This window comes from Shewanella sp. ANA-3, from assembly GCF_000203935.1.
Lineage (GTDB): Bacteria > Pseudomonadota > Gammaproteobacteria > Enterobacterales > Shewanellaceae > Shewanella.
In genome coordinates this window covers 1,080,746-1,105,003 of the sequence record NC_008577.1, presented here as the reverse complement: position 1 = coordinate 1,105,003, position 24,258 = coordinate 1,080,746, and the positions used below count along the sequence as shown (strand labels likewise).

At 48.0% G+C, this 24,258-nt stretch carries 20 protein-coding genes; 6 read left to right on the top strand and 14 right to left on the bottom strand.

The window, feature by feature from the left end:
* Window positions 1–4: 4 nt before the first annotated feature.
* The 11 genes from nqrF to SHEWANA3_RS04865 all read right to left on the bottom strand — a co-directional run bounded on the left by nqrF (window position 5) and on the right by SHEWANA3_RS04865 (window position 11,631).
* Window positions 5–1,261: an NADH:ubiquinone reductase (Na(+)-transporting) subunit F gene (gene nqrF / locus SHEWANA3_RS04915; protein WP_011716070.1), complete on the bottom strand. Its 1,257-nt coding sequence runs from the start codon at window positions 1,259–1,261 to the stop codon at window positions 5–7.
* 46 nt (window positions 1,262–1,307) lie between these two features.
* Entirely contained in the window at window positions 1,308–1,916 is a 609-nt protein-coding gene (nqrE, locus tag SHEWANA3_RS04910; RefSeq protein WP_006080469.1) for an NADH:ubiquinone reductase (Na(+)-transporting) subunit E, read from the bottom strand.
* A 6-nt stretch (window positions 1,917–1,922) separates the two neighbouring features.
* A complete protein-coding gene (locus SHEWANA3_RS04905) occupies window positions 1,923–2,555 on the bottom strand; it encodes an NADH:ubiquinone reductase (Na(+)-transporting) subunit D (RefSeq protein WP_011621733.1) in 633 nt (210 codons plus the stop codon).
* Entirely contained in the window at window positions 2,555–3,343 is a 789-nt protein-coding gene (locus SHEWANA3_RS04900) for a Na(+)-translocating NADH-quinone reductase subunit C (RefSeq protein WP_011716069.1), read from the bottom strand. The genes SHEWANA3_RS04905 and SHEWANA3_RS04900 overlap by 1 nt, the downstream gene beginning before the upstream one ends.
* Entirely contained in the window at window positions 3,336–4,535 is a 1,200-nt protein-coding gene (locus SHEWANA3_RS04895) for an NADH:ubiquinone reductase (Na(+)-transporting) subunit B (RefSeq protein ID WP_011716068.1), read from the bottom strand. The genes SHEWANA3_RS04900 and SHEWANA3_RS04895 overlap by 8 nt, the downstream gene beginning before the upstream one ends.
* Entirely contained in the window at window positions 4,535–5,869 is a 1,335-nt protein-coding gene (locus SHEWANA3_RS04890; protein ID WP_011716067.1) for a Na(+)-translocating NADH-quinone reductase subunit A, read from the bottom strand. Before SHEWANA3_RS04890 ends, SHEWANA3_RS04895 begins: the two co-directional genes overlap by 1 nt.
* A 403-nt stretch (window positions 5,870–6,272) precedes the next feature.
* Window positions 6,273–8,324 (bottom strand): TonB-dependent receptor, encoded by a 2,052-nt coding sequence (locus tag SHEWANA3_RS04885; RefSeq protein ID WP_011716066.1) that lies wholly within the window; start codon window positions 8,322–8,324, stop codon window positions 6,273–6,275.
* Between the two features lie 154 nt (window positions 8,325–8,478).
* Window positions 8,479–8,988: an S-ribosylhomocysteine lyase gene (gene luxS, locus SHEWANA3_RS04880; RefSeq protein ID WP_011716065.1), complete on the bottom strand. Its 510-nt coding sequence runs from the start codon at window positions 8,986–8,988 to the stop codon at window positions 8,479–8,481.
* 155 nt (window positions 8,989–9,143) lie between these two features.
* Window positions 9,144–10,256 (bottom strand): TRAP transporter substrate-binding protein, encoded by a 1,113-nt coding sequence (locus tag SHEWANA3_RS04875; RefSeq protein ID WP_011716064.1) that lies wholly within the window; start codon window positions 10,254–10,256, stop codon window positions 9,144–9,146.
* 260 nt (window positions 10,257–10,516) lie between these two features.
* The gene (locus SHEWANA3_RS04870; RefSeq protein WP_011716063.1) at window positions 10,517–10,837 is read right to left on the bottom strand and encodes a BolA/IbaG family iron-sulfur metabolism protein; all 321 of its coding nucleotides are present in this window, start codon (window positions 10,835–10,837) and stop codon (window positions 10,517–10,519) included.
* 134 nt (window positions 10,838–10,971) lie between these two features.
* Window positions 10,972–11,631 (bottom strand): alpha-ketoglutarate-dependent dioxygenase AlkB, encoded by a 660-nt coding sequence (locus SHEWANA3_RS04865; RefSeq protein WP_011716062.1) that lies wholly within the window; start codon window positions 11,629–11,631, stop codon window positions 10,972–10,974.
* 189 nt (window positions 11,632–11,820) lie between these two features.
* Here SHEWANA3_RS04865 and SHEWANA3_RS04860 point away from each other — a divergent pair, with 189 nt between their 5' ends.
* Window positions 11,821–12,954 carry a methyltransferase gene (locus SHEWANA3_RS04860; RefSeq protein ID WP_011716061.1) on the top strand — a complete coding sequence of 378 codons (1,134 nt, stop codon included), beginning with the start codon at window positions 11,821–11,823 and terminating at the stop codon, window positions 12,952–12,954.
* Between the two features lie 207 nt (window positions 12,955–13,161).
* Window positions 13,162–16,308 carry a DUF2339 domain-containing protein gene (locus tag SHEWANA3_RS04855; RefSeq protein WP_011716060.1) on the top strand — a complete coding sequence of 1,049 codons (3,147 nt, stop codon included), beginning with the start codon at window positions 13,162–13,164 and terminating at the stop codon, window positions 16,306–16,308.
* A gap of 72 nt (window positions 16,309–16,380) precedes the next feature.
* Here the strand turns inward: SHEWANA3_RS04855 and SHEWANA3_RS04850 are convergent, their stop codons facing one another.
* Both SHEWANA3_RS04850 and SHEWANA3_RS04845 read right to left on the bottom strand, forming a co-directional pair.
* Complete coding sequence (locus SHEWANA3_RS04850) at window positions 16,381–17,673, bottom strand: aminotransferase class I/II-fold pyridoxal phosphate-dependent enzyme (protein ID WP_011716059.1); 1,293 nt, start codon at window positions 17,671–17,673, stop codon at window positions 16,381–16,383.
* Between the two features lie 230 nt (window positions 17,674–17,903).
* Entirely contained in the window at window positions 17,904–19,316 is a 1,413-nt protein-coding gene (locus SHEWANA3_RS04845) for a PLP-dependent aminotransferase family protein (RefSeq protein ID WP_011716058.1), read from the bottom strand.
* Window positions 19,317–19,461: 145 nt separating this feature from the next.
* Here SHEWANA3_RS04845 and SHEWANA3_RS04840 point away from each other — a divergent pair, with 145 nt between their 5' ends.
* The 4 genes from SHEWANA3_RS04840 to SHEWANA3_RS04830 all read left to right on the top strand — a co-directional run bounded on the left by SHEWANA3_RS04840 (window position 19,462) and on the right by SHEWANA3_RS04830 (window position 22,907).
* Entirely contained in the window at window positions 19,462–20,802 is a 1,341-nt protein-coding gene (locus SHEWANA3_RS04840) for a cytochrome ubiquinol oxidase subunit I (RefSeq protein WP_011716057.1), read from the top strand.
* 55 nt (window positions 20,803–20,857) lie between these two features.
* Window positions 20,858–21,865, top strand: a complete 1,008-nt coding sequence (gene cydB, locus SHEWANA3_RS04835; RefSeq protein ID WP_011716056.1) for a cytochrome d ubiquinol oxidase subunit II — start codon at window positions 20,858–20,860, stop codon at window positions 21,863–21,865.
* Window positions 21,866–21,924: 59 nt separating this feature from the next.
* Window positions 21,925–22,059, top strand: a complete 135-nt coding sequence (locus tag SHEWANA3_RS23135) for a DUF2474 family protein (RefSeq protein WP_084294915.1) — start codon at window positions 21,925–21,927, stop codon at window positions 22,057–22,059.
* 461 nt (window positions 22,060–22,520) lie between these two features.
* On the top strand, window positions 22,521–22,907 hold the full coding sequence (locus SHEWANA3_RS04830) for a GreA/GreB family elongation factor (protein ID WP_011716055.1): 387 nt from the start codon (window positions 22,521–22,523) through the stop codon (window positions 22,905–22,907).
* Between the two features lie 568 nt (window positions 22,908–23,475).
* Here the strand turns inward: SHEWANA3_RS04830 and SHEWANA3_RS04825 are convergent.
* Entirely contained in the window at window positions 23,476–24,255 is a 780-nt protein-coding gene (locus tag SHEWANA3_RS04825; protein ID WP_011716054.1) for a helix-turn-helix transcriptional regulator, read from the bottom strand.
* Window positions 24,256–24,258: the final 3 nt, after the last annotated feature.

The following is a 24,258-nucleotide window of genomic DNA, read 5'->3' as shown; positions in this document are numbered from 1 at the left end:
CACATTAGCCGCCGAAGTCATCCAACAGGATGTTTTCGTCTTCGACACCAAGATTTTTCAACATACCGATCACGGCCGCGTTCATCATTGGAGGTCCACACATGTAGAACTCACAATCTTCTGGCGCTTCATGGTCTTTCAGGTAGTTTTCATACAGTACGTTATGGATGAAACCTGTGTAACCATCCCAGTTGTCCTCTGGTTGAGGATCAGACAGGGCCACATGCCATACGAAGTTGTCGTTTTCAGCCGCTAGGCCGTCAAAGTCTTCCACGTAGAACATTTCACGCTTAGAACGTGCACCGTACCAGAAGCTCATCTTACGCTTAGACTTCAGACGCTTCAGTTGATCGAAAATGTGTGAACGCATTGGGGCCATACCCGCACCACCACCGATAAACACCATTTCTGCATCGGTATCTTTCGCGAAGAATTCACCGAATGGGCCAGAAATCGTGACTTTATCGCCAGCCTTCAGGCTCCAAATGTAAGATGACATCTTACCGCATGGTAAGCTCAGGTTACGTGGAGGTGGCGTTGCGATACGCACGTTCAACATGATGATGCCAAACTCTTCTGGGTAGTTAGCCATTGAGTAAGCACGGATCGTTTCTTCGTCAACTTTAGATTCTAACTTGAAGAAGCCAAAGTGTTCCCAGTCACCACGGTATTTTGCAGGTACGTCGAAATCAGCATATTTAACATGGTGTGCAGGCGCTTCGATCTGGATGTAACCACCCGCACGGAACGGAACAGATTCACCATCAGGAATTTGCAGCTTCAGTTCTTTAATGAAGGTCGCCTTGTTATCGTTAGAGATAACAGTACATTCCCACTTCTTAATACCGAAGATTTCTTCGTCAAGCTCGATTTCCATATCGTTCTTAACGTTCACCTGGCAAGACAGACGGCAACCTTTACGGGCGTCACCCTTGCTGATGTGGTCTAATTCTGTTGGCAGAATATCACCGCCGCCAGACTTCACCACTACGCGACATTGGCCACAAGAACCACCGCCACCACAGGCGCTCGATACGAAGATACCACTGTTCGCTAGCACGCCTAACAGCTTGCCACCGGCACCGGTTGTAATCGCTTTTTCAGGATCGTCGTTGATGCCGATCGTGATGTCACCGCTAGACACTAGCTTAGATTTAGCGAATAAAATCACTAACACTAAGACGAGGACGATAGCAGTAAACATACTCACACCGAGGTAAACCTCGAGCGGAGTAGATTTAAAAATACCAAGAATATCCATTAACTTATCCTTAGAAGGTCCAATTCAAGAAGCCGTTTGGTGTCTCTTACAGAGACACACCAGAAAACGACATGAAACCTAAGGCCATTAAACCAGCGGTAATAAAGGTAATACCTAAACCACGCAGGCCATTCGGCACATCGGCATACTTCAGCTTCTCACGGATACCGGCCATCAATACGATAGCTAATGCCCAACCTACTCCAGAGCCGAAACCAAACACCACACTTTCGCCCAGCTTGTAGTCACGCTCAACCATGAATGATACCGCACCGAAAATCGCACAGTTCACAGTGATCAGAGGTAAGAAGATACCTAACGCGTTGTACAAAGGAGGAAAGTACTTATCCAGTGCCATTTCCAGAATTTGAACTAAAGCCGCAATCACACCGATAAAGGTAATGAATTTCAAGAAGCTTAGGTCAGCTTCAGGTGCACCAGCCCAAGCCAGTGCGCCAGGTGCTAACAGCCCTTGGTAAATAACTTGGTTAGCAGGAACAGAGATAGTTAACACTACAACTACCGCAATCCCTAGGCCCATCGCGGTAGTCACTTTCTTCGATACCGCTAAGAAAGTACACATACCTAAGAAGAAGGCCAGTGCCATGTTTTCGATGAAAACAGAGCGAATTAACAGGCTAATATAATGTTCCATCTCAAATTACCCTTTTGCTTCAACTTGCTCTGGCTTATAGGTACGAATAATCCAAATCAGAATACCGATCAGGAAGAACGCACTTGGCGGCAGTAATAACAGACCGTTTGGTTGATACCAGCCACCTTCAGAGATCTTGTGCAGGATTTGAACACCGAACAGAGAACCGTTACCAAACAGTTCACGCACGAAGCCAACGGCTAACAGAATCGCACCGTAACCTAAACCGTTACCGATACCATCCATAAAGCTCATCATTGGCGGTGTTTTCATCGCATAGGCTTCAGCGCGACCCATTACGATACAGTTCGTAATGATCAGGCCCACGAATACCGATAACTGCTTAGAAATCTGATAAGCATAAGCCTGCAGCAATTGGTCAACCACGATTACCAAAGAGGCAATAATGGTCATCTGTACGATAATACGTACGCTGCTAGGAATATGGTTACGGATCATTGAGATAAACAGGTTAGAAAACGCTGTTACCGCAGTTAATGCCAACGCCATTACCAGTGCAGTTTCGAGTTTGCTCGTTACCGCTAACGCACTACATACACCAAGGACTTGTAATGCAATCGGGTTGTTGTTGACGATAGGTCCAGTCAGAACCTGTTTCAGCTCTTTAGCGTCAGACATTAGCTGAGACCTCCATTGCGTGCTTTTTCAATGAAACTCGCAAAACCTTCTTTACCTAACCAGAATGTCAGAGAGTGTTGAACACCGTTACTGGTCAGAGTCGCGCCGGATAATGCATCCACACCGTATTCAGTGCTAGCCACAGCTGGGTTTTTAGTTACGCTGATAGCAATGTTACCTTGCTCATCAAATAACTTTTTACCGTGCCATTTCGCTTTCCACTGAGCGTTTTGCACTTCACCACCAAGACCTGGGGTTTCACCTTGCTCGTAGTACACTAAGCTTTGAATCGTGTTCAGATCAGCATCTAACGCGAGGAAAGCATACATAGTCGACCACAGGCCATAACCATGAACTGGCAGGATCACGCTGGTTAACTTACCTTGTTCATCACGCACTAAATAAACCACTGCATCTTCAGCAACACGCTTAACCGAAGCGATGTCGTTTTCAGGTACAAAAGAGGTTTTCACATCGCGAGACGCTTTGCGTTGATCGAATGTGTTGGCATCAACACCTTCAACCCAATCACCGGTTTTTAAGTTAACTAACTTAGCTTCAATGTGCTTGCCGTAAGTATCCAAAATCTGAGCTTTGGTTACTTTGCCCGCTTTCGTGTCAATCAGACCCGCAGCTTCGAGGATGTACTTTTGCTTATCAAGCAGCTTGTTTTCTGCTTGAGTTGGGCGCAGTAATACTGCCGCAGTCGACACGAATATCGCACAAATTAGGCATAAGCCAACGACGATAAATAACGTTCTGCCGAACGAATCTTTATTACTAGCCACGAGCAATCCTCCGCTTGATATTTGCCTGAACCACGAAGTGGTCGAACAATGGCGCGAACAAGTTAGCAAACAGAATCGCTAACATCATGCCTTCTGGGAATGCAGGGTTAATCACGCGGATAAACACAGCCATTGCACCAATCAAGATACCGTATGCCCATTTAGCTTGGTTAGTGAATGACGCAGACACTGGGTCAGTCGCCATAAACATCATGCCAAATGCAAAACCACCTAACACTAAGTGCCAGTACCAAGGCATTGCAAACATTGGGTTAGTGTCGCTACCGATCACATTTAACAGTGTAGAGATAGCAATCATACCGACCATCACGCCGCCAACGATGCGCCATGAAGCGATACGGGTATAGATGATAACCAGACCACCTAACAGAATCGCCAGAGTCGATACTTCACCCACAGAGCCTGGGATGAAACCGAAAAACGCATCCCACCAGTTTTGGTTGAATGTGTAATCTAAGGTACCCGCTGCCGCTTGGCTCAGAGCCGTTGCACCAGAGTAACCGTCAGCCACAACCCATGAAGTGTCACCAGACATGTTCAGTGGGTAAGCGAAGAACAGGAAGGCACGACCGGCTAATGCTGGGTTTAAGAAATTACGACCCGTACCACCGAACACTTCTTTAGCCACAACCACACCGAAGGTGATACCTAAGGCCACCATCCACAATGGGATAGTTGCAGGCAGGGTTAACGCGAACAGGATAGAGGTAACGAAGAAACCTTCGTTAACTTCGTGGCCACGGATAGCGGCAAACAGCACTTCCCAAATACCACCCACGGCGAAGGTCACCGCGTAGATAGGTAGGAAGAAACAGGCGCCGTACCACATCAGTGCAGGCCAGCCAGAGTTGGCGGTCAGTTCGGTACCGAACATGCCGAACAGGCTCACTTGCCATACGTCAGGCGTTGCAAAACCCGCGATTAACGCAAGTTGTGCTTGCAGACCGACGTTGTACATACCCACGAACATCGCTGGGAAGGCACAGGCCCAAACCGTGATCATCATACGTTTCAGGTCGATGTTGTCGCGAACGTGGGTTTTACCCTTGTTCACTTTACCTGGCGTATAAAAAATGGTGTATGCCGCTTCGAAGAGGGCATAAAACTTTTCGTATTTACCGCCTTTTTCAAAGTCGGGTTCAATACGTTCGAAAAAATCTTTCAAGCTCATTAGCCTTCCCTCTCGATCGTATCTAAACAGTCACGCAGATATGAACCGTAGTCATATTTGCCTGGACATACGAACGTACACAGTGCGAGATCTTCTTCATCCAACTCTAACGCGCCTAAAGTGGCAGCACCGTCAAAGTCACCTGAGATCAGGTCACGCAACAACATAGTAGGAAGAATATCCAATGGCATTACACGCTCGTAGTTGCCGATTGGCACCATAGCGCGGTCTGAACCACCTGTGCTCGTTGTCATGTTGAACAGACGAGAAGCGCTTAAGTGGCCAAGGAATGCACGGGTAATAGAGTATTTGTTTGAGCCTGGTAACACCCAACCAAAGAATTCTTTTTCAGTGCCTTCTTCTAACAGACTCACCTGCGCGTGGTAACGACCTAAATATCCTTGAGGACCTACAGCAGTACGGCCATTCAGCACAGAGCCTGAAACAACACGTACGTTACCGTCTAAGGTTTCGCCCGCGGTCAGTTCAGTCATGCTTGCACCTAAAACAGTGCGAACCAGACGTGGCTTAGCCGCTTTAGGACCGGCAATTGCGATCACACGTTCGGTATTCAGTTGACCGGTAGTAAATAGCTGACCAATGGCTATTACATCTTGGTAACCGACATGCCAAACAGTACGTTTTGCAGAAGCAGGAAGTAGGAAATGGATATGAGTACCAACAAGACCCGCAGGGTGAACACCGGCAAATTCTTCAACTTGGGCATTAGCGGCAGGAATATCGGCGCCAGGCGCTTTACAAAGGTAAACTTTACCTTCGGTAAGTCTTGCTAAGACCTTAAGACCATTAGCAAAATCTTCTTTATGCTCACGGATCACTACAACAGGATCGGCGGCATGGGGTTGCGTATCAATCGCGGTGACGAAAATACCAGCGGCAGAAGAATCTACGGCAGGCACTTTGCTGAAAGGACGTGTACGCAATGCAGTCCATAAGCCTGATTCGATCAGGTTGTCACGGACCAGTTGCGAGTCTAGCGTATCGAGAGCAGTGGCGTCATACTTAGCAAAGGCAACGCTTTCGTTCCCTTCTACTTGAATAACAACAGACTGCAGCACACGCTGGGCGCCCCGGTTAATGTCTAATATAGTACCACTGGCTAAAGCCGTATATTTTACGCCAGGATTTTTCTTATCTTCGAAAATCACCTGACCTTTTTGAACTTTGTCGCCCACTTTGATCTTCATCGTTGGACGTAAGCCAATATACTCTTCACCCAAAGTAGCTACATGTTTAATGGCTGGGCCATTATGGATAACTTGCTCTGGTCCGCCTGCTATAGGCAGTTCCAATCCTTTCTTAATTGTAATCATATCCACAAGCACTACGTTTTGAAGGAAAGACAATGCGCCGCGTTCCTGCTAAATACTGAGGTTTTAAACAAAACCTACTGCATTGAGCTAGCGCAGATTTATCACAGAAATGCGATCGCAATCACGCTGGTCGCGCGCATTTTACCCCAATTGCCGTGGCATCGCCACGAAAATTATAGGTGATTTCAAACCTCAAATAAGGATTTAAAAGAATCATGCGCTACAGCGTTCACCTTCCGACCGAGTGAGGGTGCAGAAAGAGAAAATATTACGGTCGACAAATACTATAACATTAATTTTTAAAGAAATAATTTAGCGAAAGGTCGATACCTCTTTATGACGATAGCTAAAACGACCTTTTCGCTTTCTCTTTGAATAATCTTTAAACAAAATTTAATTCAGTTTAGAAACGCCACTGATAACCCAAATAGCTGATCCGTCCATTTTCAGTCCGAATTCCGCTATTTGATGCTGCGGTCACTAAGGACTCATCGAGGAGGTTTTCTACCCTAAAATACAACCTATGGTGTTTATCAAAATCATAGTTTGCCGCTAAATCGACCCGCCATTGGCCTGATACCCGTTGCAACTCACTGCCAAATTGGCTGAAATCGCGCTCAGATTGATAGGCCGCCTCAAGATTTAATTGATATTCGCCATAGTTAACCCCTGCACTCAACTGCAATTGATGTTCGGGTAACCAAGCTAATCTATCGCCCTCTAGAACACAGCCTTGAACATCGGTACAAGTACTGGTTTGATACTCAGCGCTAAGATATTGATAATTTAGCCCTAAGGGTAGCTCTACCCCACCCAAGTCCCAGCGATAGCCAAGGCCAAGTTCTACACCATAGGTGAGTACATCGGGAATATTCTCTTGGGTTAACAAGCGTGCATCGGCGCACATCGAATAGCTATCGCAGTCCACATGCAAATTGTCGAACTCTTGCACATAGGCCCGTAAATCGGCTTTTATCCCTTCACGCGCATATTGGGCGCTCACTTGATAGTGCAGCGACACCTGAGCCTCTTGTGTAGTATTTCCCGCACTCGCCGCAGTCCATGCCCTACGGATATCGGTACTAAAACGCCAATCGCCCGCATCATAAAGCACACCTAATTGCGGCATCCAATCACTGTCGGAGAAATCCGCTTCATCGAGTCTCGCAACAGGCTGATTCACTTCACGATTAACACTCACATGCTCGTAAGTCAGGCCTAACTTGATTTGCATGCCTTGCCAGCGAAATAGCGAATCAATGGCCGACGTTAGCGCAGTGGCATCATCGGTATAAGCGAACAACGCGTTTGACTCATCAACCGCAAGGCTTCTATCCGCTTGCCATAACGCCGTTTGCTCGCCAAAGCGCATTTCCGCCTTATCCGTATGATAACGAGCGCTGTAAATGATCTGATGTTCGCCGTACTGGTTTATGGCTTGGGTCTGGGCGCCAAAGGCACTGTAATCGTTATCTTGGACGAGCAGATTTAAATCGGCGCCATTTGCACTTGGAGCTCGATCAAAGGCGGCGATATCGGCAAGCGTTGCTGTGTCAATCTCTTGCCCATTAAACAACCCAAGTTGTGCCAGCTGTTGTGAATAGGACTGATAGTAAAAGTCACTGATCACTTTACTGCCGCCTAAATCCACTTGGTGTGAAAGCTGATACTTGTGCTGCCGCCCTTTATGCTTATCCTGCGCCGTTGCCGAGTACAAGAGTAAGGGATCCTGCTGCCAGTCCGCCGTGGTGACACCAAGCTGCGAGCGATAACTGTTATCATCGATAAATTGGTAGGTAAATTCCGTCTGCTGCGGACTGCGTGCGCCAAGCAAACTTGCCGCATTCACCTTGAACAACATATCCGTTTTGGTTCTATCGGCATCGCTGCCATTGAAAAAATTCGCATCACCTTGTTCTTTCTGGTAATTCGCTGCGAATAATGCGCCATATTCTTTTTGCTTAACGCCCCAACTCATGCCGGCATTCAAATCCGACTCTGTCGAACCTTCAACGAGAAAGCTGCCCGACTGAGGTCGGTTAGCTATTTCAAGGCTCTGATAATTCACCACACCGAAAGCGCCCTGCCCGCCTACCGTCATATCCGCCAGTGGTATGCTAGTAACATTTTGCTGTAGTAAAAGGTTAGGCAATAACTGCAACTGCGGCGCCGAATAAGGCGCGGGTGAAAAATACACCCTATCTTGCATCACGGCCACACCTTGGCTAGCGGAGCGCATACTGATATTCGCGGTATTTCCACTGTGGTCGGCCCGCAATAAGGTTAAGCTATTTAAGTAACTCAGCTGCATCCCATCATCACTGGAGTGATATTGGTCATTGAGCTCAATCAGATCGAGTGTTTGAGAATAGAGTGGGTTTGCTTTGAGGGGATGAGTGTAGACACAGGAAACCGCAAGCGCGGTCAGCGACATGACAAAGTAGCGACTAGACATACCAAGCTCCCAAAAGTGTTTGTTAGCGTACGGCGTTTTTGTTGTTATTTTGTAAAATAGCTGAATTTGCTCGAAAAAAAAAGCGACGAATGTCGCTTTCTTGACGCTAAGGCCTTAAGTCTAGGCACCACACCTTGTGATGCCTTAGCAAAGCTTAGAGCTGACCTAAGATCTCATCGCTGAGTTTTAAGTCATCATTACGGTTAACACTCACACCTGCGGCGATAATGTTACGGGCGATATCTTGGGCTTGTTCTAACGAGTGCATCTCGTAAGTGCCACATTGATACTCGTTAAGCTCAGGAATTTCAGATTGCTCAACCACTTTGAGCACATCTTCCATTGAGGCAAGCCATGCATCGGCCACTTGGCGCTCACTCGGCTCACCAATCAGGCTCATGTAGAAACCGGTGCGGCATCCCATTGGTGAAATATCAATAATTTCAACATCGCTGCCGTTTAGATGATCACGCATAAAGCCTGCAAACAGATGTTCTAGGGTATGGATACCACGCTCGCTGAGGATATCTTTATTCGGTGCACAAAAACGTAGATCGAATACGGTAATCGCATCGCCTTTTGGGGTACTCATATGTTTGGCAACACGCACGGCTGGCGCATTCATCCGAGTATGGTCAACGGTAAAGCTATCAAGTAATGGCATAGGAAACTCCAAATTCTTAGGGCGATACAACCGCTATCGGTTTATGGGCGCAAGCATAACACCAAATGGATTAGGTCGATAACAAGATAATGTAAGATGAAATCATCTCACATTAATCAGACGCTAATATGAACATTTTGTTCAAATTATCGGCATTAGTGCTGGCGCTGCTGGCTGTAAGCATCCTCTGAAATCTTATGATACTCACGCCCCCCCTGCTCATAGGCATGGTAAGCGCGATACACTTTGCGCATCATAGGATCCTGCTCGGCCTGCTCTTCAATGACCTGCTGTGAAATACGTTCAAGCTCGGTGAGCACCTGGGGCGGAAAAGCCTTAAGCACCACACCTTCATCTTTGACTAAGGTGTCAAGCGCAGTCACGTTACGCGTGGTGTATTCGTCCAACATATCTTGATTGATGGCGCGTGCAGCCGTTTTGACTATGGCTTGTAAATCTTGGGGAAGACTCTCGAACGCACCCTTATTAATCAAAAACTCCATATTGGAGCCAGGCTCGTGCCAACCGGGGTAATAGTAATATTTGGCGACTTTATGTAAACCAAAAGCGAGGTCATTGACAGGCCCAACCCACTCAGCCGCATCGATAGACCCCGTTTGCAAAGCGCCATAAAGCTCCCTGCCCGCCATATTGACGGGTACGGCACCAACGCGTTTTAGCACTTCGCCCCCCAAGCCCGGCATACGGATCTTCAAGCCTTTAAAATCGGCAATGCTATTAATAGGTTTATTAAACCAGCCGCCCATCTGCATCCCCGTATTGCCACCCGCTAATGGAATGATGCCAAAGGGGCGATAGACCTCCTCCCACAATGCCATGCCGCCACCATAATGCAGCCAGCCGTTCATCTCTTGGGCCGTCATACCAAAGGGGATAGAAGAAAAAAACTGTGAGGCGGGCGCTTTCCCCTTCCAATAATAGGAGGCGGCGTGGGCCATTTGGATTTTACCTTGGCTTACCCCGTCGAACACCGCAAAGGCGGGCATTAATTCTCCCGCGCCATACACATGAATTTGCAAGCGGCCATGGGACATCTCGTTCACCAGCTTGGCAAAACGCTCAGGTGCCATACCTAAACCAGCAAAGTTTTTCGGCCAAGACGTGGCTAAACGCCACTCGATAACATCTTTAACGGGAGTCGCATCGGGATGAGGTGCTGCAGTCTGCTCGATATGCTGGGGCGCGGGATTACACCCTCCGAGACCAATAAGCAATACCGCAAAGATTAGGCACCCCAAATGACGCATCGAACACTCTCCCTGAATGCGAAGTTAGTTAACAGTATGAAAATTAGCGCTCTTAAGTATCGACTGCTCTAAAGCACTCTTGTTTAGATGCTTACTACTTACACTTCAGTCGCAAGAAACAGTGAGCACTAATTCAGTACAAAATAGAACATATTGTTAACACAGAAAATTCAACAGGGAAACCGCATATTGTCGTCTATTTGACCTAAAACAAAAAAGCCACGTTGATAACGTGGCTTTTATAAAGTTCAGGGGCCGAATTAACCGCGGCAATTTGGCGTTTTAGGCACTTCAACATCCTTAGCCCATTCACTCTGAGTGAAGGTATGGATAGAAAGTGCATGCACACCGTTCGCTAACTCGTTGGCTAAACAGTTATTAACCAAACGATGGCGGGCGAGCAAACGAAGCCCATCAAATTCATCACTGACGACAACCACTTTAAAGTGAGTCTCTGAATTAGGCGGAACATGGTGACGGTGACTTTCGTTAAGGACTTCTAAATGAGTTGGCGAGAAGCTTTCAGTCAGCTTCTGATCAATGGTCTGTGCCACTGTGCCCTGCGCATGGGTATTGGACATATTCTAATCTCAACATGGGAAAATCCAGTGGCCGCAGAGTACTGCTTCAAGTACAAAAGATCAAATCCCAACGTCAGCTTTGCAGCTTTAAACTGAGCCAATTTAGCAACAGTATGAAATAATTTAGCTTTCAATCAGCCATGATAATTAACAATCAATTGCCTAAAGGTGTAGTTCCAGCGGGGTTCCTTAACCTTTAAGCGCTTAGGCACGCTGTGTAACCAATCTTGCTGCATTGGCCAGTGCATAATCAGTAAGTCACCACTGTGTAAGCTAATCGTGTATTTCACCTTGCTGTGTTTATGTTTAATCACAAAATCCCGCGAGGCGCCAAGGCTGATAGAGGCGATATCACTGCCGCTTGCAATCTCGGGCTCATCATCGCTGTGGGCGCCCATGCAATCTTGACCATCGGCATAGCGATTCACTAACACACCATTGCTGCCCAGGCCAAAATCCCGCTGCAACTTGTCACGCAATTTTTGCAAATACTTAGGCCAAGGCAAAGCACGAATAAATAGCCCCGAATATAAATAGTCGCATCCCAAATCGCCATACCAAACCTGCTGCCTTGGAATGGCATGATATTCCCCAAATACTTGAATTTGTGGGCGGTTCAGAGGGTAAGATTCGGCCTCCTTGATTAGGGCATTCTGCTGCGCCACATTCAAATAATCCCTAACTAAGGTGATAGGCGGCTCGACTTGTGCCGCATCTTGATGATGGGCGCAAGAGATGCCGCTATCAGCTTCAAGATTGGCCTCAGGTTCGAGTCCTAAATCGACTTGTTTCATACAGTACCTTATACCACTGACGACTTGATTGACCCCATCCAATCACCCATAAATGCACGAGCAGATATACAACCTCAGGCAAGCATCGCACGATAAGGGGAAATCTGCGATAATCTGCGCCTTATTTAATTGGCGCTGTTTTAATGGCAGCGTTTTTATTCGCACTGTTTTTATTGGCTTAGCACAAAGATGACGACACAATTTTCAGTGGCAGGGATTGAGCTTGAACTCTTTCGCTACCCCGCTTCGCAGGAATCCAATCTCCAAGCTTGGGATGCGGCAGACGAGCATTTGATTAACACCCTAGTAGAAGGCGGACAAACCGCGGTGCCAACGGCCATTATCAACGACAGCTTTGGCGCCTTAAGCTGCGCCCTATCGCGACTTAATCCCGATTGGCCACTGAATGTCGAAACCGATGCCAGAACCAGTTTTTTAGGTGCAGAGCAAAATCATCATCGCAATCAGTTACCTATGGATAACCTAACCAGGTTTACCAGTCGCGATGCCTTGCCTTGCGATCTCGCCCTCGTATTGATGAAGCTGCCTAAAAACCTTACTTACTTTGCCCACCAGCTGATGCGCTTATCGCAAGTGTTGCCCGCGGGCTGCAAAGTGTTGGTTGGCGCAAAAGCCAAGTCCATCAACGCGAGCTTATTGGAAGTATTCGCGACACACTTAGGGCCAGCAAGCGCCAGCCTCGCTTGGAAGAAAACCCGCGTCATCACCTGTATTAGCGATGGCAAGCCACGCGCCTTACCGAAGGAAGTCACTTGGGATATTCCCGAATTCAACCTCCACATCAGTAATTTAAGCAATGTGTTTGCCGCCAATAAACTCGATATCGGTGCGCGCATTATGTTGGATAACCTCCCTCAGGGCGACTTTAAAACGATTGTCGACCTAGGTTGTGGCAATGGCGTGCTAGGTCTGCGTGCGGCCCAGTTATACCCTAATGCCGATATCCATTTTATTGATGATTCCGAAATGGCGGTGGCCTCGGCAAAAGCCAACTGGGCAAACAACCAACTCCCCGCGGAAAAAGGCCATTTCCATTGGGATGATTGCATGACCCATTTACCCGATGGTGTAGAACCCGATTTAGTGCTCTGCAATCCGCCCTTCCATCAGGGCGAGGCGATTACCGACCACATTGCTTGGCAGATGTTTTTAGACGCGCGGCGCCGACTCAAAAATGGCGGCATTTTACATATAGTGGGGAATCGCCACTTGGCTTACCACGTCAAATTGCAGCGTTTATTTAAAAACTGCACCACAGTCGCCTCCAACGGCAAATTTGTGATCCTGCAAGCGCAGAAATAACCGCTTTAGCTCAGCAAAGATAGGGCAAAATCATTGCGCTATCTTTGCCTCATCTCCTCCACTTTCGCATTCGCACATACTGAGTAACGGCTTTTTACTAGCCGTTATGCCTAGTTGTCAGTACAATCTTTCACAGTAAAAGCATAGAAGTGAGTCACTTAGACTTTTATGCCCCATGGAGATGGAAAGCATATTTAGGATATTGAGATGCCGTTAAAGGATGACGTTGACCAACTCAAGGCAGAATTGGCGCAGTTAAAACTGCAGCACCTGTCGCAGCAATCTTCACTCAGCCGCCAACTGGCAGAATTCTCGGCCAAGCTCGACAGCATCAGTCTTCAGCTTGAGCAACAAGACAACGCCACTCTCACCACCGCATCCACCTGCACGGACGATATCACAACGCCATTCGGCACGACGATTGAGCCAAGGGATGGGCGCGCCTCACTGCAAACTGAAGAAATGGCTCCCCATATCCAACCACAAGCGCCCGAGGCAAATCCTTGGCAAGACGATCCTTGGCAGCGCCACGCAAAGGCTCCCTCAAAAGCCGTGCATTCACCAGTGGATTCGCAGCAGGATGATTTGCAGCAAGATAAGGCCTTTTCTCAGCAAGCCGGACTTGAAGTGGGTGTGCAGGCCACAAGTCAGTTAGGGACCATCTTATCCCAAAGCGTTGCCGCCATTATGGCGCCATTTGCAGCCATCACTGAACAGGTCAAAGGCTTTTATCAACATTATCAAGCCAAGGGTCTAGGCCCAGTGTTTTTGATGACGGTCGCGGGCATCATCACCCTCACCCTAGGTTTTGGCTACCTACTGCAATATTCCATCAACCATTGGTTTTCCGAACTCGGTAAAGCCCTACTAGGTTTTGGCTGCGCCAATGCGATTATTGCGGGCGGGATTTTTATCCGCCAAAAAAGGGCGGGCATGGCCGACTTTGGATCTGGGGTTGTCGGATTAGGCCTTATCCTAAACTATCTCTGCGCCTATTTTATTGGCCCCTACTTTGAGATTATCCCTAACAGTGCCAGCTTTATCCTGCTGCTATTGATTACCTTAGCGGGCTATGGCCTGTCGATGCGACTCGATGCCAAGGTCATTGCCGTGATAGCTTTAGTCGGCGGCTCAATGGCGCCTATGATGTTGTTATCCCAAAGCTATGCGCCGCTACTGTATATTCCCTATCTGCTACTGATAGGTGCGGGCGCCCTCGCCCAAAGCCGTAAATTACACTGGCCATTACTGCTGGAAATCACCGCCTTCCTGCATATCGCCTGCATCGAAGCCTTCAGTTATTTTATCGATTTACCGCTCACTCAATGGGGCGGCGCAGCAGTGCTCGCCCTAGTGAGCATTAACGCACTGTTTTATCTCTATGGTCTATTTGGGTTTATGGTGAATCCTTCAACGACCTCACTTAGCCATAGAGCCTTAGTTCTGCCGATAGCCCTACTGGCCTTTGTTATCTTCGAACTCACCCAATTTACGCCATTTGCAGGGGAGATATTTATTGCCAACGCACTCATCTGCGCAGGCTTATACGTTAAGCTCAAGTCTCGACTCGCCCCGTCCCAGCGCAGTCTCTTGTTAGTCTTTGGCGGCAGTTTTGCCGCCTTTGCTGCCCTTTATCTATTAAGCCATGATTTCCTGGGATTAGTGCTCATTCTCGAAGCATTGCTCCTGCTATGGATTGGCCTTAAGGAGAAACTGATTTCGGTGCGCGCCGAAGCCTACGTGTTATTGCTGACAGGGCTGGTTCTCAATTTATATGCGGTGCTGACAGGTTTTTCCTTACTCGGACTTGGCGAGCAAACGATGATGGCGGCGCTTGGGTTCCCGCTGCTCGCGCTAGCCTTAAGCGCGGCGGCCCTGCTCTTTGTTATCCGCCAAGTTGGCAATGATGAGTTGCCACTGTCGCGGCTCGAGCGGCAATTGAGTTATTTATTCAAAGAGTTCCTCAGCGGCTTTTATGTGGCGACCCTTTTGCTGGCGGCTTACCTTATCAGCAGCGATTATTACCTCGCCATCATCCCGCTCGTGAGTCTGTTGATGTTGTATTTAAGTGGTAAAGACAAGTTGATGGTCAGCGAATTTGCCGCTTGGCTCTTGCTGCTGCCGCTCTTGTTTTCTGTGGTCGAAGGAGTGACCCTCACTGGCAGCCTGAGCTTTAGTGCGCAGCCACTGATGGCCAAACTGGCACGCATTGAATTATTCGCCGCCCTGTTGCTGGCCCACTATTGGTATCGTAAGCATTACCCAAGCTCGCTGTTCGCCCAGGCCGCCAAGCAGATACAACTCGGCTGTTATCTGCTGCTGCCGCTAATCTTATTGCCTAAGGTGATGCGCAGTTATTGGGAGTTTACCGCGGTTGCACTCTGGCTCAGCAGCTTGTTCAGCCTCGCCCTTGCCTATGTTATCAAGCATAAAGCCCTTGAGATTGAAACCAAGATTTTGACTTGGCTAGCGATCCTCACCACCGCCAGCTTGTGCCTATTTGAAGTTTGGCAAGGACTTATCGCACTGCTCATTGGCGCCCTAGCCATGGGCTTTGTACTGCTGCGTTATCGCAAGCTTGCCAAGCCTTGTGCATCACTGCTAACCCTGCAATGGCAACTTAGCCCTTATTATTTCGCGCTGGTGCTGGCCGTATTGGTCTATGGATTTAACCGCGTCGATGTAGTGGCATGGTCGATGACGGCATTAGCACTGAGCGGCTACTTTGCCCTCTTGCTCCAAAGACGCACCAAACATGGCTCAGTGCAAACGGGATTGATGGCGCACTTAGCCATCGAAATCCAAGCCGCGGTGCGCTCAAGCTACAGCTTGGCCTACGGGCTTTGTCTAGGGCTAGTGCTGCTGCCGATAATGCTGCATTTTGAGTTGTCGCTAAGACTCGATCTGGATAACGTGTTATTGATCCTCTGTGAATTGATGGCATTAGCACTGCTCGCGCTACTTATCTTACGCCGCGGCGTCGCTATTCGTTTGCATCAGCGTTTCTTACCGCTGCAATGGCTCAAATGGGGCTGGCATGGATTGCTCGCGCTGAGTTATCTCACCTGGAGTTATGCGTTCGATAATATGATTGCCGCGCCACTCAGCGCCATTTTGCTCGTCGTCCATGGCAGCGTGTTAATGTTTATCAGCCTAAAACCCCAGCATGGGGATATGATCCGCCTCGCCGCTGGACTCTTTACCTTAGCCACACTCAAAGTGTTATTGCTGGATATGGCGTCCTTCGAGCTAGTGCAAAAGGTTATCGCCTTTATGTTGATTGGGGTGATCTTACTGACCGTATCTTACTTCTATCAAAAGGCGCGTAATCGCCTACAAGAAGCAAACCAATAAGTCGTCAGTTATGCAAAGTAAAAGGCCGCTAACATTAGCGGCCTTTTTCATTCGAATAATCAAGTTAATACGTTAAGCCAAGGCTTTTTCCAGCGCCTGCGCCACATCGGCAATAATATCGTCGATATGTTCAATGCCGACGGAGATTCGAATTAAGTCCTCAGACACCCCGGCTCTAGCAAGCTCGTTCGCGTCCAACTGTCTGTGAGTGGTGCTGGCGGGATGGCAGGCAAGCGATTTGGCATCACCTATATTCACTAAGCGCAAAATCATCTGCAGCGCGTCGATAAACTTGCCACCAGCGATTTTACCCTCCTCGGGAGTGGCCGCTTTAATACCAAAGCTGATAATCCCAGAGGCTTTACCACCGGTGATCTTTTGGCAATTTTCACGGTAAGGGCTACTCGGCAAAGCACCGTAATTCACCCAGCTGACTGAAGGATGCAGTATCAAGTATTCGGCCAATGCCAAGGCATTCGAGCAGTGGCGTTCCATACGCAGACTCAAGGTTTCCAGCCCTTGTAGCAGCAAAAATGCACTGTGAGGTGAGAGCGCCGCCCCAGTATTACGCAGCGGCACCACGCGGCAGCGTCCAATAAAGGCTGCGGCACCAAAGGCCTCGGTATACACCACACCATGGTAGGAAGGATCGGCTTGATTGAGCAGGGCAAAGCGTTCTTTGTTCGCCACCCAATCGAACTTGCCCGAGTCAATAATCACGCCGCCAATTGTCGTTCCATGGCCGCCAATGTATTTGGTCAACGAATGGATAACGATATCGGCGCCATGTTCAAACGGGCGACATAAAACAGGGGTGGCAACAGTGTTATCGACAATTAAAGGCACGCCGTGTTTATGGGCTATCTCGGCTAAACGTTTAAGATCAACAATATTGCCAGCAGGGTTACCTATGGACTCACAGAATAGCGCCTTGGTCTTAGCATCAATTAAAGCATCGAGCTCTTCAAAATCATCGAAGGCTGCCATCCGCACTTCGACTCCTTGGCGCGGCAATGTATGGGCAAACAGATTATAAGTGCCGCCGTAGAGCTGACTGGTACTGACAATATTGTCCCCCACCTGAGTAAGCGCTTGAATCGCATAGGTAATGGCCGCCATTCCCGAGGCAAGCGCCAGCGCGCCTATGCCGCCTTCAATGGCCGCAAGTCGCTGTTCGAGCACGCTGCTCGTCGGGTTCATAATCCGCGTATAGATATTACCTGCGACTTTTAAGTCAAATAAATCAGCACCATGTTGGGTATCATCGAAGGTGTAGGAAGTGGTCTGATAGATAGGTACCGCAGCGGCTTTCGTGGTCGCCTCTGATTCATATCCGTGGTGTAATGCCAGTGATTCAAGTTTCATCTTTGTGTCCTTCCCCAATAAATTCCCCGAACAACGCCAAAAACAGTTCCCTAAACTGTTCTCAAAACATAGCCACTCCCCAAGTCAAATTGAGGGGGAGCGTTATCCTAACCCATGCTCTAATCGCACAAGATTTGTGCACTGCACTCAAGCTAACAGATAGACATCTAGAAGTCTAAAAATTTTTAAATCGCCATTAAAATTGACGCAACGGCTCACACTTTGGCCTATTAATTCGGGGAGTGCTCTAGGATCTGCGCGAGCGCTTTTACCGCACGCACTAACTCGGGTGAGCAATCGTAGGAGGCATTAATGCGCATAAAATGGCGAAACTCTGCTTGATTACTAAAGAGATTCCCCGGCGCGATACTGATCCCTCGCTCAAGTGCACTATGGTATATCTGCGTCGCATCCATATGACTAGGCAACGCCAGCCAGAGGAAATAACCGCCCGGCTCAAAGTTCACACTTACAGACTCCGGCAAGTGAGCCCGCAGCAACTGATACATGGCAAATTTGCGATCCGCTAAGGTGTGGCGTAAGCGCTTTAAATGACGCTCATATTGGGGTGACTGAATAAAATCGGCGATGGCCAGTTGCATAGGCGCACTGGTTGAGAGGGTCGACATTAATTGCAAGCGTTGCAATTGCGGGGCATGGCGCCCCGCGGCAACCCAACCGACTCGATATCCCGCAATCAAGGATTTAGAAAAGGAACCACAATGCAGTACGCAGCCTTGAGTGTCTAAGGCTTTAATCGGCCTAGGCGCACTCGAACCGACATAAAGCTCTTGATATACATCATCTTCAATCAGACTGACATTATGTTCACAAAGCAGTTGATAAACAGCCTGTTTTTTCTGGTCAGACAAACTACAACCTAAGGGGTTTTGATGCAGACTCATCAACCAACAGGCTTTGACGGGATAGGTCTTAAGTACTTCAGCCAAAGCGTTAAGATCAATCCCTTCGCGGGGATCCGTCGCGACCGCAATCGCCCTCAGCTTGAGGCGTTCAATGGCTTGCATCGCACCATAAAAGGTAGGCGATTCAATCACGACCCAATCCCCCGCCTGAGCCAAGGCCGCTAAGCTCAAGTTCAGCGCCTCCATCGCCCCCGAGGTAATTAAAATTTCATCGGGCGCCACGCTCATGCCTAACTTGGCATAACGTTGGGAAATCGCCTTGCGTAACCCAGCATTACCGGGGGGAAGATTATCGGCCGCAAACGACGGCGACATCTGCCGAGTGACCTTGACCAACGAGCGCGCCAAGGCTTGCTGTGGAAATAAACTGGGATCGGGGAATGCTGAGCCAAAGGGCACAATCCCCGCCTGTTTCGATGCCTGTAATACGTTAAACACAAACTCGTTAATATCGAGCCTATCGGAGAAATAGATTTGTCGTTGAGTCTCTGGATAACGAAAGGCTTCGGGCTGAGGCGCCACTATGTAACCGGATTTTGCCTGCGCCAATATCACGCCTTGGCTTTCGAGCAACTGATAGGCGTTAAGCACCGTCATTAAACTCAGCCCCGAATCCGTCACGGTTTGCCGCAATGAGGGCAGTTTATCCCCCGCCTGCCAGACACCTTGAGAAATTCGGTTTTTGAGATCCTGCGCTAACTGTTGGTATTTAGACATCTGTTATAGCTAACTCAGTTAATTCTGTATCTGTTATAGCCAGGTTACCCCATGGTCTAATAGCGCACAAGCCATCAGCGGTACGAATCCGAGGCGCTGAGCGACTTGCATTTACACATCCCTTTGCTGCACGCCTGAGGACACTATGTTTGATTTTGATGCCACCGTACTCGCGAGGATCCAATTCGCTTTTACCGTTTCTTTTCACATTATCTTTCCCGCAATCACTATTGGGTTAGCCACCTATTTAGCCGTGTTAGAAGGACTCTGGTTGAAGACAAACAATCAGATTTATCAGCAGCTTTATCAATTCTGGGTCAAGATTTTTGCCATTAACTTCGGCATGGGCGTGGTCTCAGGCATAGTGATGGCATACCAATTTGGCACCCACTGGAGTGGTTTTTCGGCCTTTGCGGGCAGCGTAACCGGCCCTCTGCTCACCTATGAAGTGCTGACAGCATTTTTCCTCGAGGCGGGATTTCTCGGAGTGATGCTGTTTGGGCAAAATAAGGTTGGCAAAAAGCTGCACTTTTTTGCCACTTGCATGGTGGCCACGGGCACTGTGATTTCAACCTTTTGGATCCTCGCCTCCAATAGTTGGATGCACACACCTCAGGGGGTTGAAATCATTGATAACCGAGTCGTCCCCATCGACTGGTGGCAAATCGTGTTTAATCCTTCATTTCCCTACCGTTTAACCCATATGACGGTTGCCGCCTTTCTCTCCTCGGCCTTCTTTGTTGGCGCCTCCGCCGCGTGGCATTTGCTCAAAGGAAACGATACTCCCGCGATTCGTAAAATGCTTTCCATGGCCATGTGGATGGCATTGATTGTTGCACCGCTGCAAGCAGTGATTGGTGACTTTCACGGGCTAAATACCCTTGAGTATCAACCAGTAAAAATCGCGGCGATGGAAGGCCACTGGCGTAATGAAGGGGATGAACCTACGCCGCTCATCTTATTCGCGATGCCCGATATGGATAAGCAAACCAATCATTTCAGTTTGGAAATTCCAGGATTAGCCAGTCTGATTTTAAAACACGATATAACCAAGCAAGTGCCAGCACTCACTGAGTTTCCTGCCGAGGATTGGCCCAATGTGTCCTTAGTGTTTTGGAGTTTTAGGGTGATGGTGGGCTTAGGCGTGCTGATGATTTTGGCGGGCGTCTGGAGCCTCTACCTTAGACGCAAGCAGACGCTATACAGCAATCGCCTGTTCCTGCGCTTGGTACTCTTGTTAGGTCCCGCGGGATTAATCGCGACCCTCGCGGGCTGGTTTACCACTGAACTTGGCCGCCAACCTTGGGTTATCCAAGGGTTAATGCGCACTCAAGATGCGGTTTCGTCCCACAGTGTGACCCATTTAAGCATCAGCCTGATGATGTTTGTTATCTGTTACTTCGGCATTTTTGGCGTGGGTTATCGCTACATGATGCGGCTCATCAGTAAAGGGCCGATAGCGCAAGGGATTGAGCACCATGGATAACAAATCCAGTTTTTTAGCATATCAATTGATTAATCAACCCATTTAAAGGCACAACATGGAATTCGACTTACCCCTGATTTGGTTTGGGATCATCATCTTTGCCACACTCATGTATATAGTGATGGATGGCTTCGATCTTGGCATCGGCATCTTATTTCCCTTCATCCATGATGAGGACGATAGGGATGTAATGGTCAACACCGTCGCGCCAGTGTGGGATGGAAACGAGACTTGGCTGGTACTCGGTGGTGCTAGCCTGCTCGGCGCCTTTCCTCTCGCCTACGCCATAGTGCTCGAAGCCCTGACCATTCCCTTACTGATCATGCTACTCGCGTTGATTTTTCGCGGCGTCGCCTTTGAATTTAGGTTTAAATCCAGCGCAGAGACCAAACCCTTTTGGGACAAAGCCTTTATGTTCGGCTCGATTATTGCCACCTTTGCCCAAGGCGTAGTGCTCGGCGCATTTATCTCGGGCATTTCGGTAGATGGACAAAGGTTCAGCGGTAGCAGCTTCGATTGGTTATCGCCCTTCTCACTCTTCTGTGGTTTTGGGCTGATGCTGGCCTACGCGCTGCTTGGCGCAACTTGGTTAGTGAAGAAATGCACAGGCACACTCAAGACGACCATGCAGCAACTTGCTAAAGTCCTCGCTGTTTGCCTGCTGATGACCATAGGAATCGTCAGTTTATGGACACCCTTCGTACAACCCAATATTGCCCTGCGCTGGTTTAGTCTGCCGAATTTATTCTATTTTGCGCCTGTACCTCTGCTGGTATTACTCTGCACTAAGGCACTTATTCGCGCTTTAAATACTGAGGATGACTATCGCCCCTTCTTGCTAACGCTCGCGTTAATCTTCTTAGGCTTTAGTGGCTTGGGCATCAGCATCTGGCCACATATTATTCCGCCAACGATCAGCCTATGGCAGGCGGCTGCACCTGAGAGCAGCTTAGGTTTTATGCTCATCGGCGCACTGATGATTATCCCCTTGATCTTGGCCTACACCTTTTGGAGCTATTACGTGTTTCGCGGCAAAGTCACCAAGGATGCGGGTTATCACTAAAACGACTTCATGCAGCCGATATCGACTCGGCTGCCAGCAACACAACTTAGGAGATTGCAATGACGACTCAGACTTCATCGCTCCCCAAACGGCTCGGCTGGTTACTACTGATTTGGTGCACCAGCGTCAGTTGCCTACTGCTGGTTTCCCTCTGCCTTAAAATTATCCTGCAAGGTGCAGGGCTAACAACTTAGTGGCTTAACATTCAGCCACGTTAATCAATTTATGCGCTAATAATTGCCTAAAAATATCGCCGGTTATTAAGAAAATATTTTTATTTAATAGGAAAACGTCATTCCAGAAATAAAGAGCCTAGAGTTAAAACATGGGTTGCTTTATTTTTTCAGTTGGCCTATGGTATGGACAGTTTATTAGTCATTAATCATCAACCCAATTGGATGATTAATTTAGCCTTAATTTGATATGGAGATGTAGCAACATGTTAAACAATGCATTTTCATCTATCACATTTGAATCATCGCCTTTTACGCTAAATAAGCCTCATTATTTATCCCGCTTTGTACGCCTTTCACTTAAATTTCCAGTTTAAGCCGAGTGCCACTCGCACTCGGCATCGAATTCCCATATTTTAATTTATCGCTTCCATTTTTATTTTGGGGCACGGCAGTTATCTAGCTCATATTTTGAGGTAGTTATGTTTTATTCTTTTTTTAGCAATCTATTTCAGTCTTTTATGTTGAAAACTGAAACCTATTACCTGCAAAACAGTTTTAATGCCTCACTGCGCCCGACTTCATTAGCTGCGGTGATCGCAAAACTGGATCAACTTAAGAGTGAAGAAACCCAAGATAAAGTGACAGTTGGTCGAGAAATTTTACTGGTTAACCAACAGGACCAGCAGGAATACCGTATCGAGCTGGTGTATCCGCCCAGGCACAAACCCAGAGCGGGACGTTATTCGGTGATCTCTGACCTCGGCGTAAGCTTACTCGGGCGCACAAAGGGCGAATATGCCGAAGTCAATATTCTAGGTAAACCTGTATTATTTATGGTGAAAGACATCACCCTCAGCAAAAAATAAATTAACGGTAAAAATAGTTTTATCAGAATAAAGTATGCTCAAATTTCAGTGGCAGCATGCTTTTAGGTCGCTATTTGCGGCGGCATCTAGCATTGGCATATAAGGAAATAGGGAGAGCGCTATTTTGAAGTCATTAACAGGCCGCGAAACAAATTAAAGCCGATGAGCCAAGGCTTAGACCTCTTGCATATTTACCGAGTATGGCAGCGCTTATGTAAAAACCATCAAGAGGTATAAGTTTATTTATCTGGCTCATACGGCTTTTCATGAGTTAATTTTGCCGACGGGTAATATTAACGACACTATCGGTAAGAATGCGGCGCTACAGTCGATAGTCTCATTTTATGAAGTTTCACTTTACTAAGTATCACTTTGCTGAGTTTAGATTCAGTTAGGAGTCATTGTCATGAGTAAAGAAAAAGCGAAAAAACCGCCGATGAAAACCTTAAAAGAGAAACGTCAGGATAAACGGAATCGACAGAAAAACTCCGATTAATCCCTGTGTAAAAAATCCCTTAAATCCTCTCTTTATGAGCAAGAGGGCGTGGTGACTATCACGCCCTCTTTTTTATCCCAATTGTCGGCGATATTGCTCAGGCGAATATTGAGCATATTTTTTAAACATCACAATATAAGGTGAGGTTTGGTTATAGCCCAAGGTCAGCGCCACCTCCTTGATTGCCAATCCTTCACGTAATAGCTGTAACGAATAAATAAACTTATGTCGCTGCCGCAGCTCAGTAAAACTCATCCCAAGGCTGTCTTGGCATCGCCGAGCCAGAGTGCGCTCTGTGGTATGCAGCTCGCTTGCCCAACTCTTAAGGCTCTTTTGGCTGGCGGGGTCGAGTTCGAGTTGCTGCAAAATGGGCTGTAATAATTTATCGCTACTCGAAGGTAAAAATTGCGGCTGTGCCTGACCTAAAATCAACTGATCGATTAACACTTCAACTAGACGTTTATCTGCGTCGCTCTCGGCCACTCTGATTTGCCGCTCCCTCAGGTCGTTCACTATCGCCAGTGCGATGGGCGTGACCGCCAGCAGGCAGGTTTCATTCGGAAAAGCCCCAGCACGACTAGCAACTATATTCATCGAGCAATAATGAATACTGCGGCGAGTAAAACTCTCATGTTCAATCCCAGCAGGTACCCAAATCGCATATTGGGAAGGTGATAAAAACCGCTGCCCTGCGGCATGCAGCTCCATAATACCACCGCTGATCAGCTGCAACTGCCCCCAAGTGTGACTGTGTTTTGGGGTGATGGTATTAGGGAGAAACGCTTCATAGTTGAAGAAAATATCGGCAACAGGCGCTTGTTCAGCCTTGAGCGGATGATAAACGGGACGCATCAG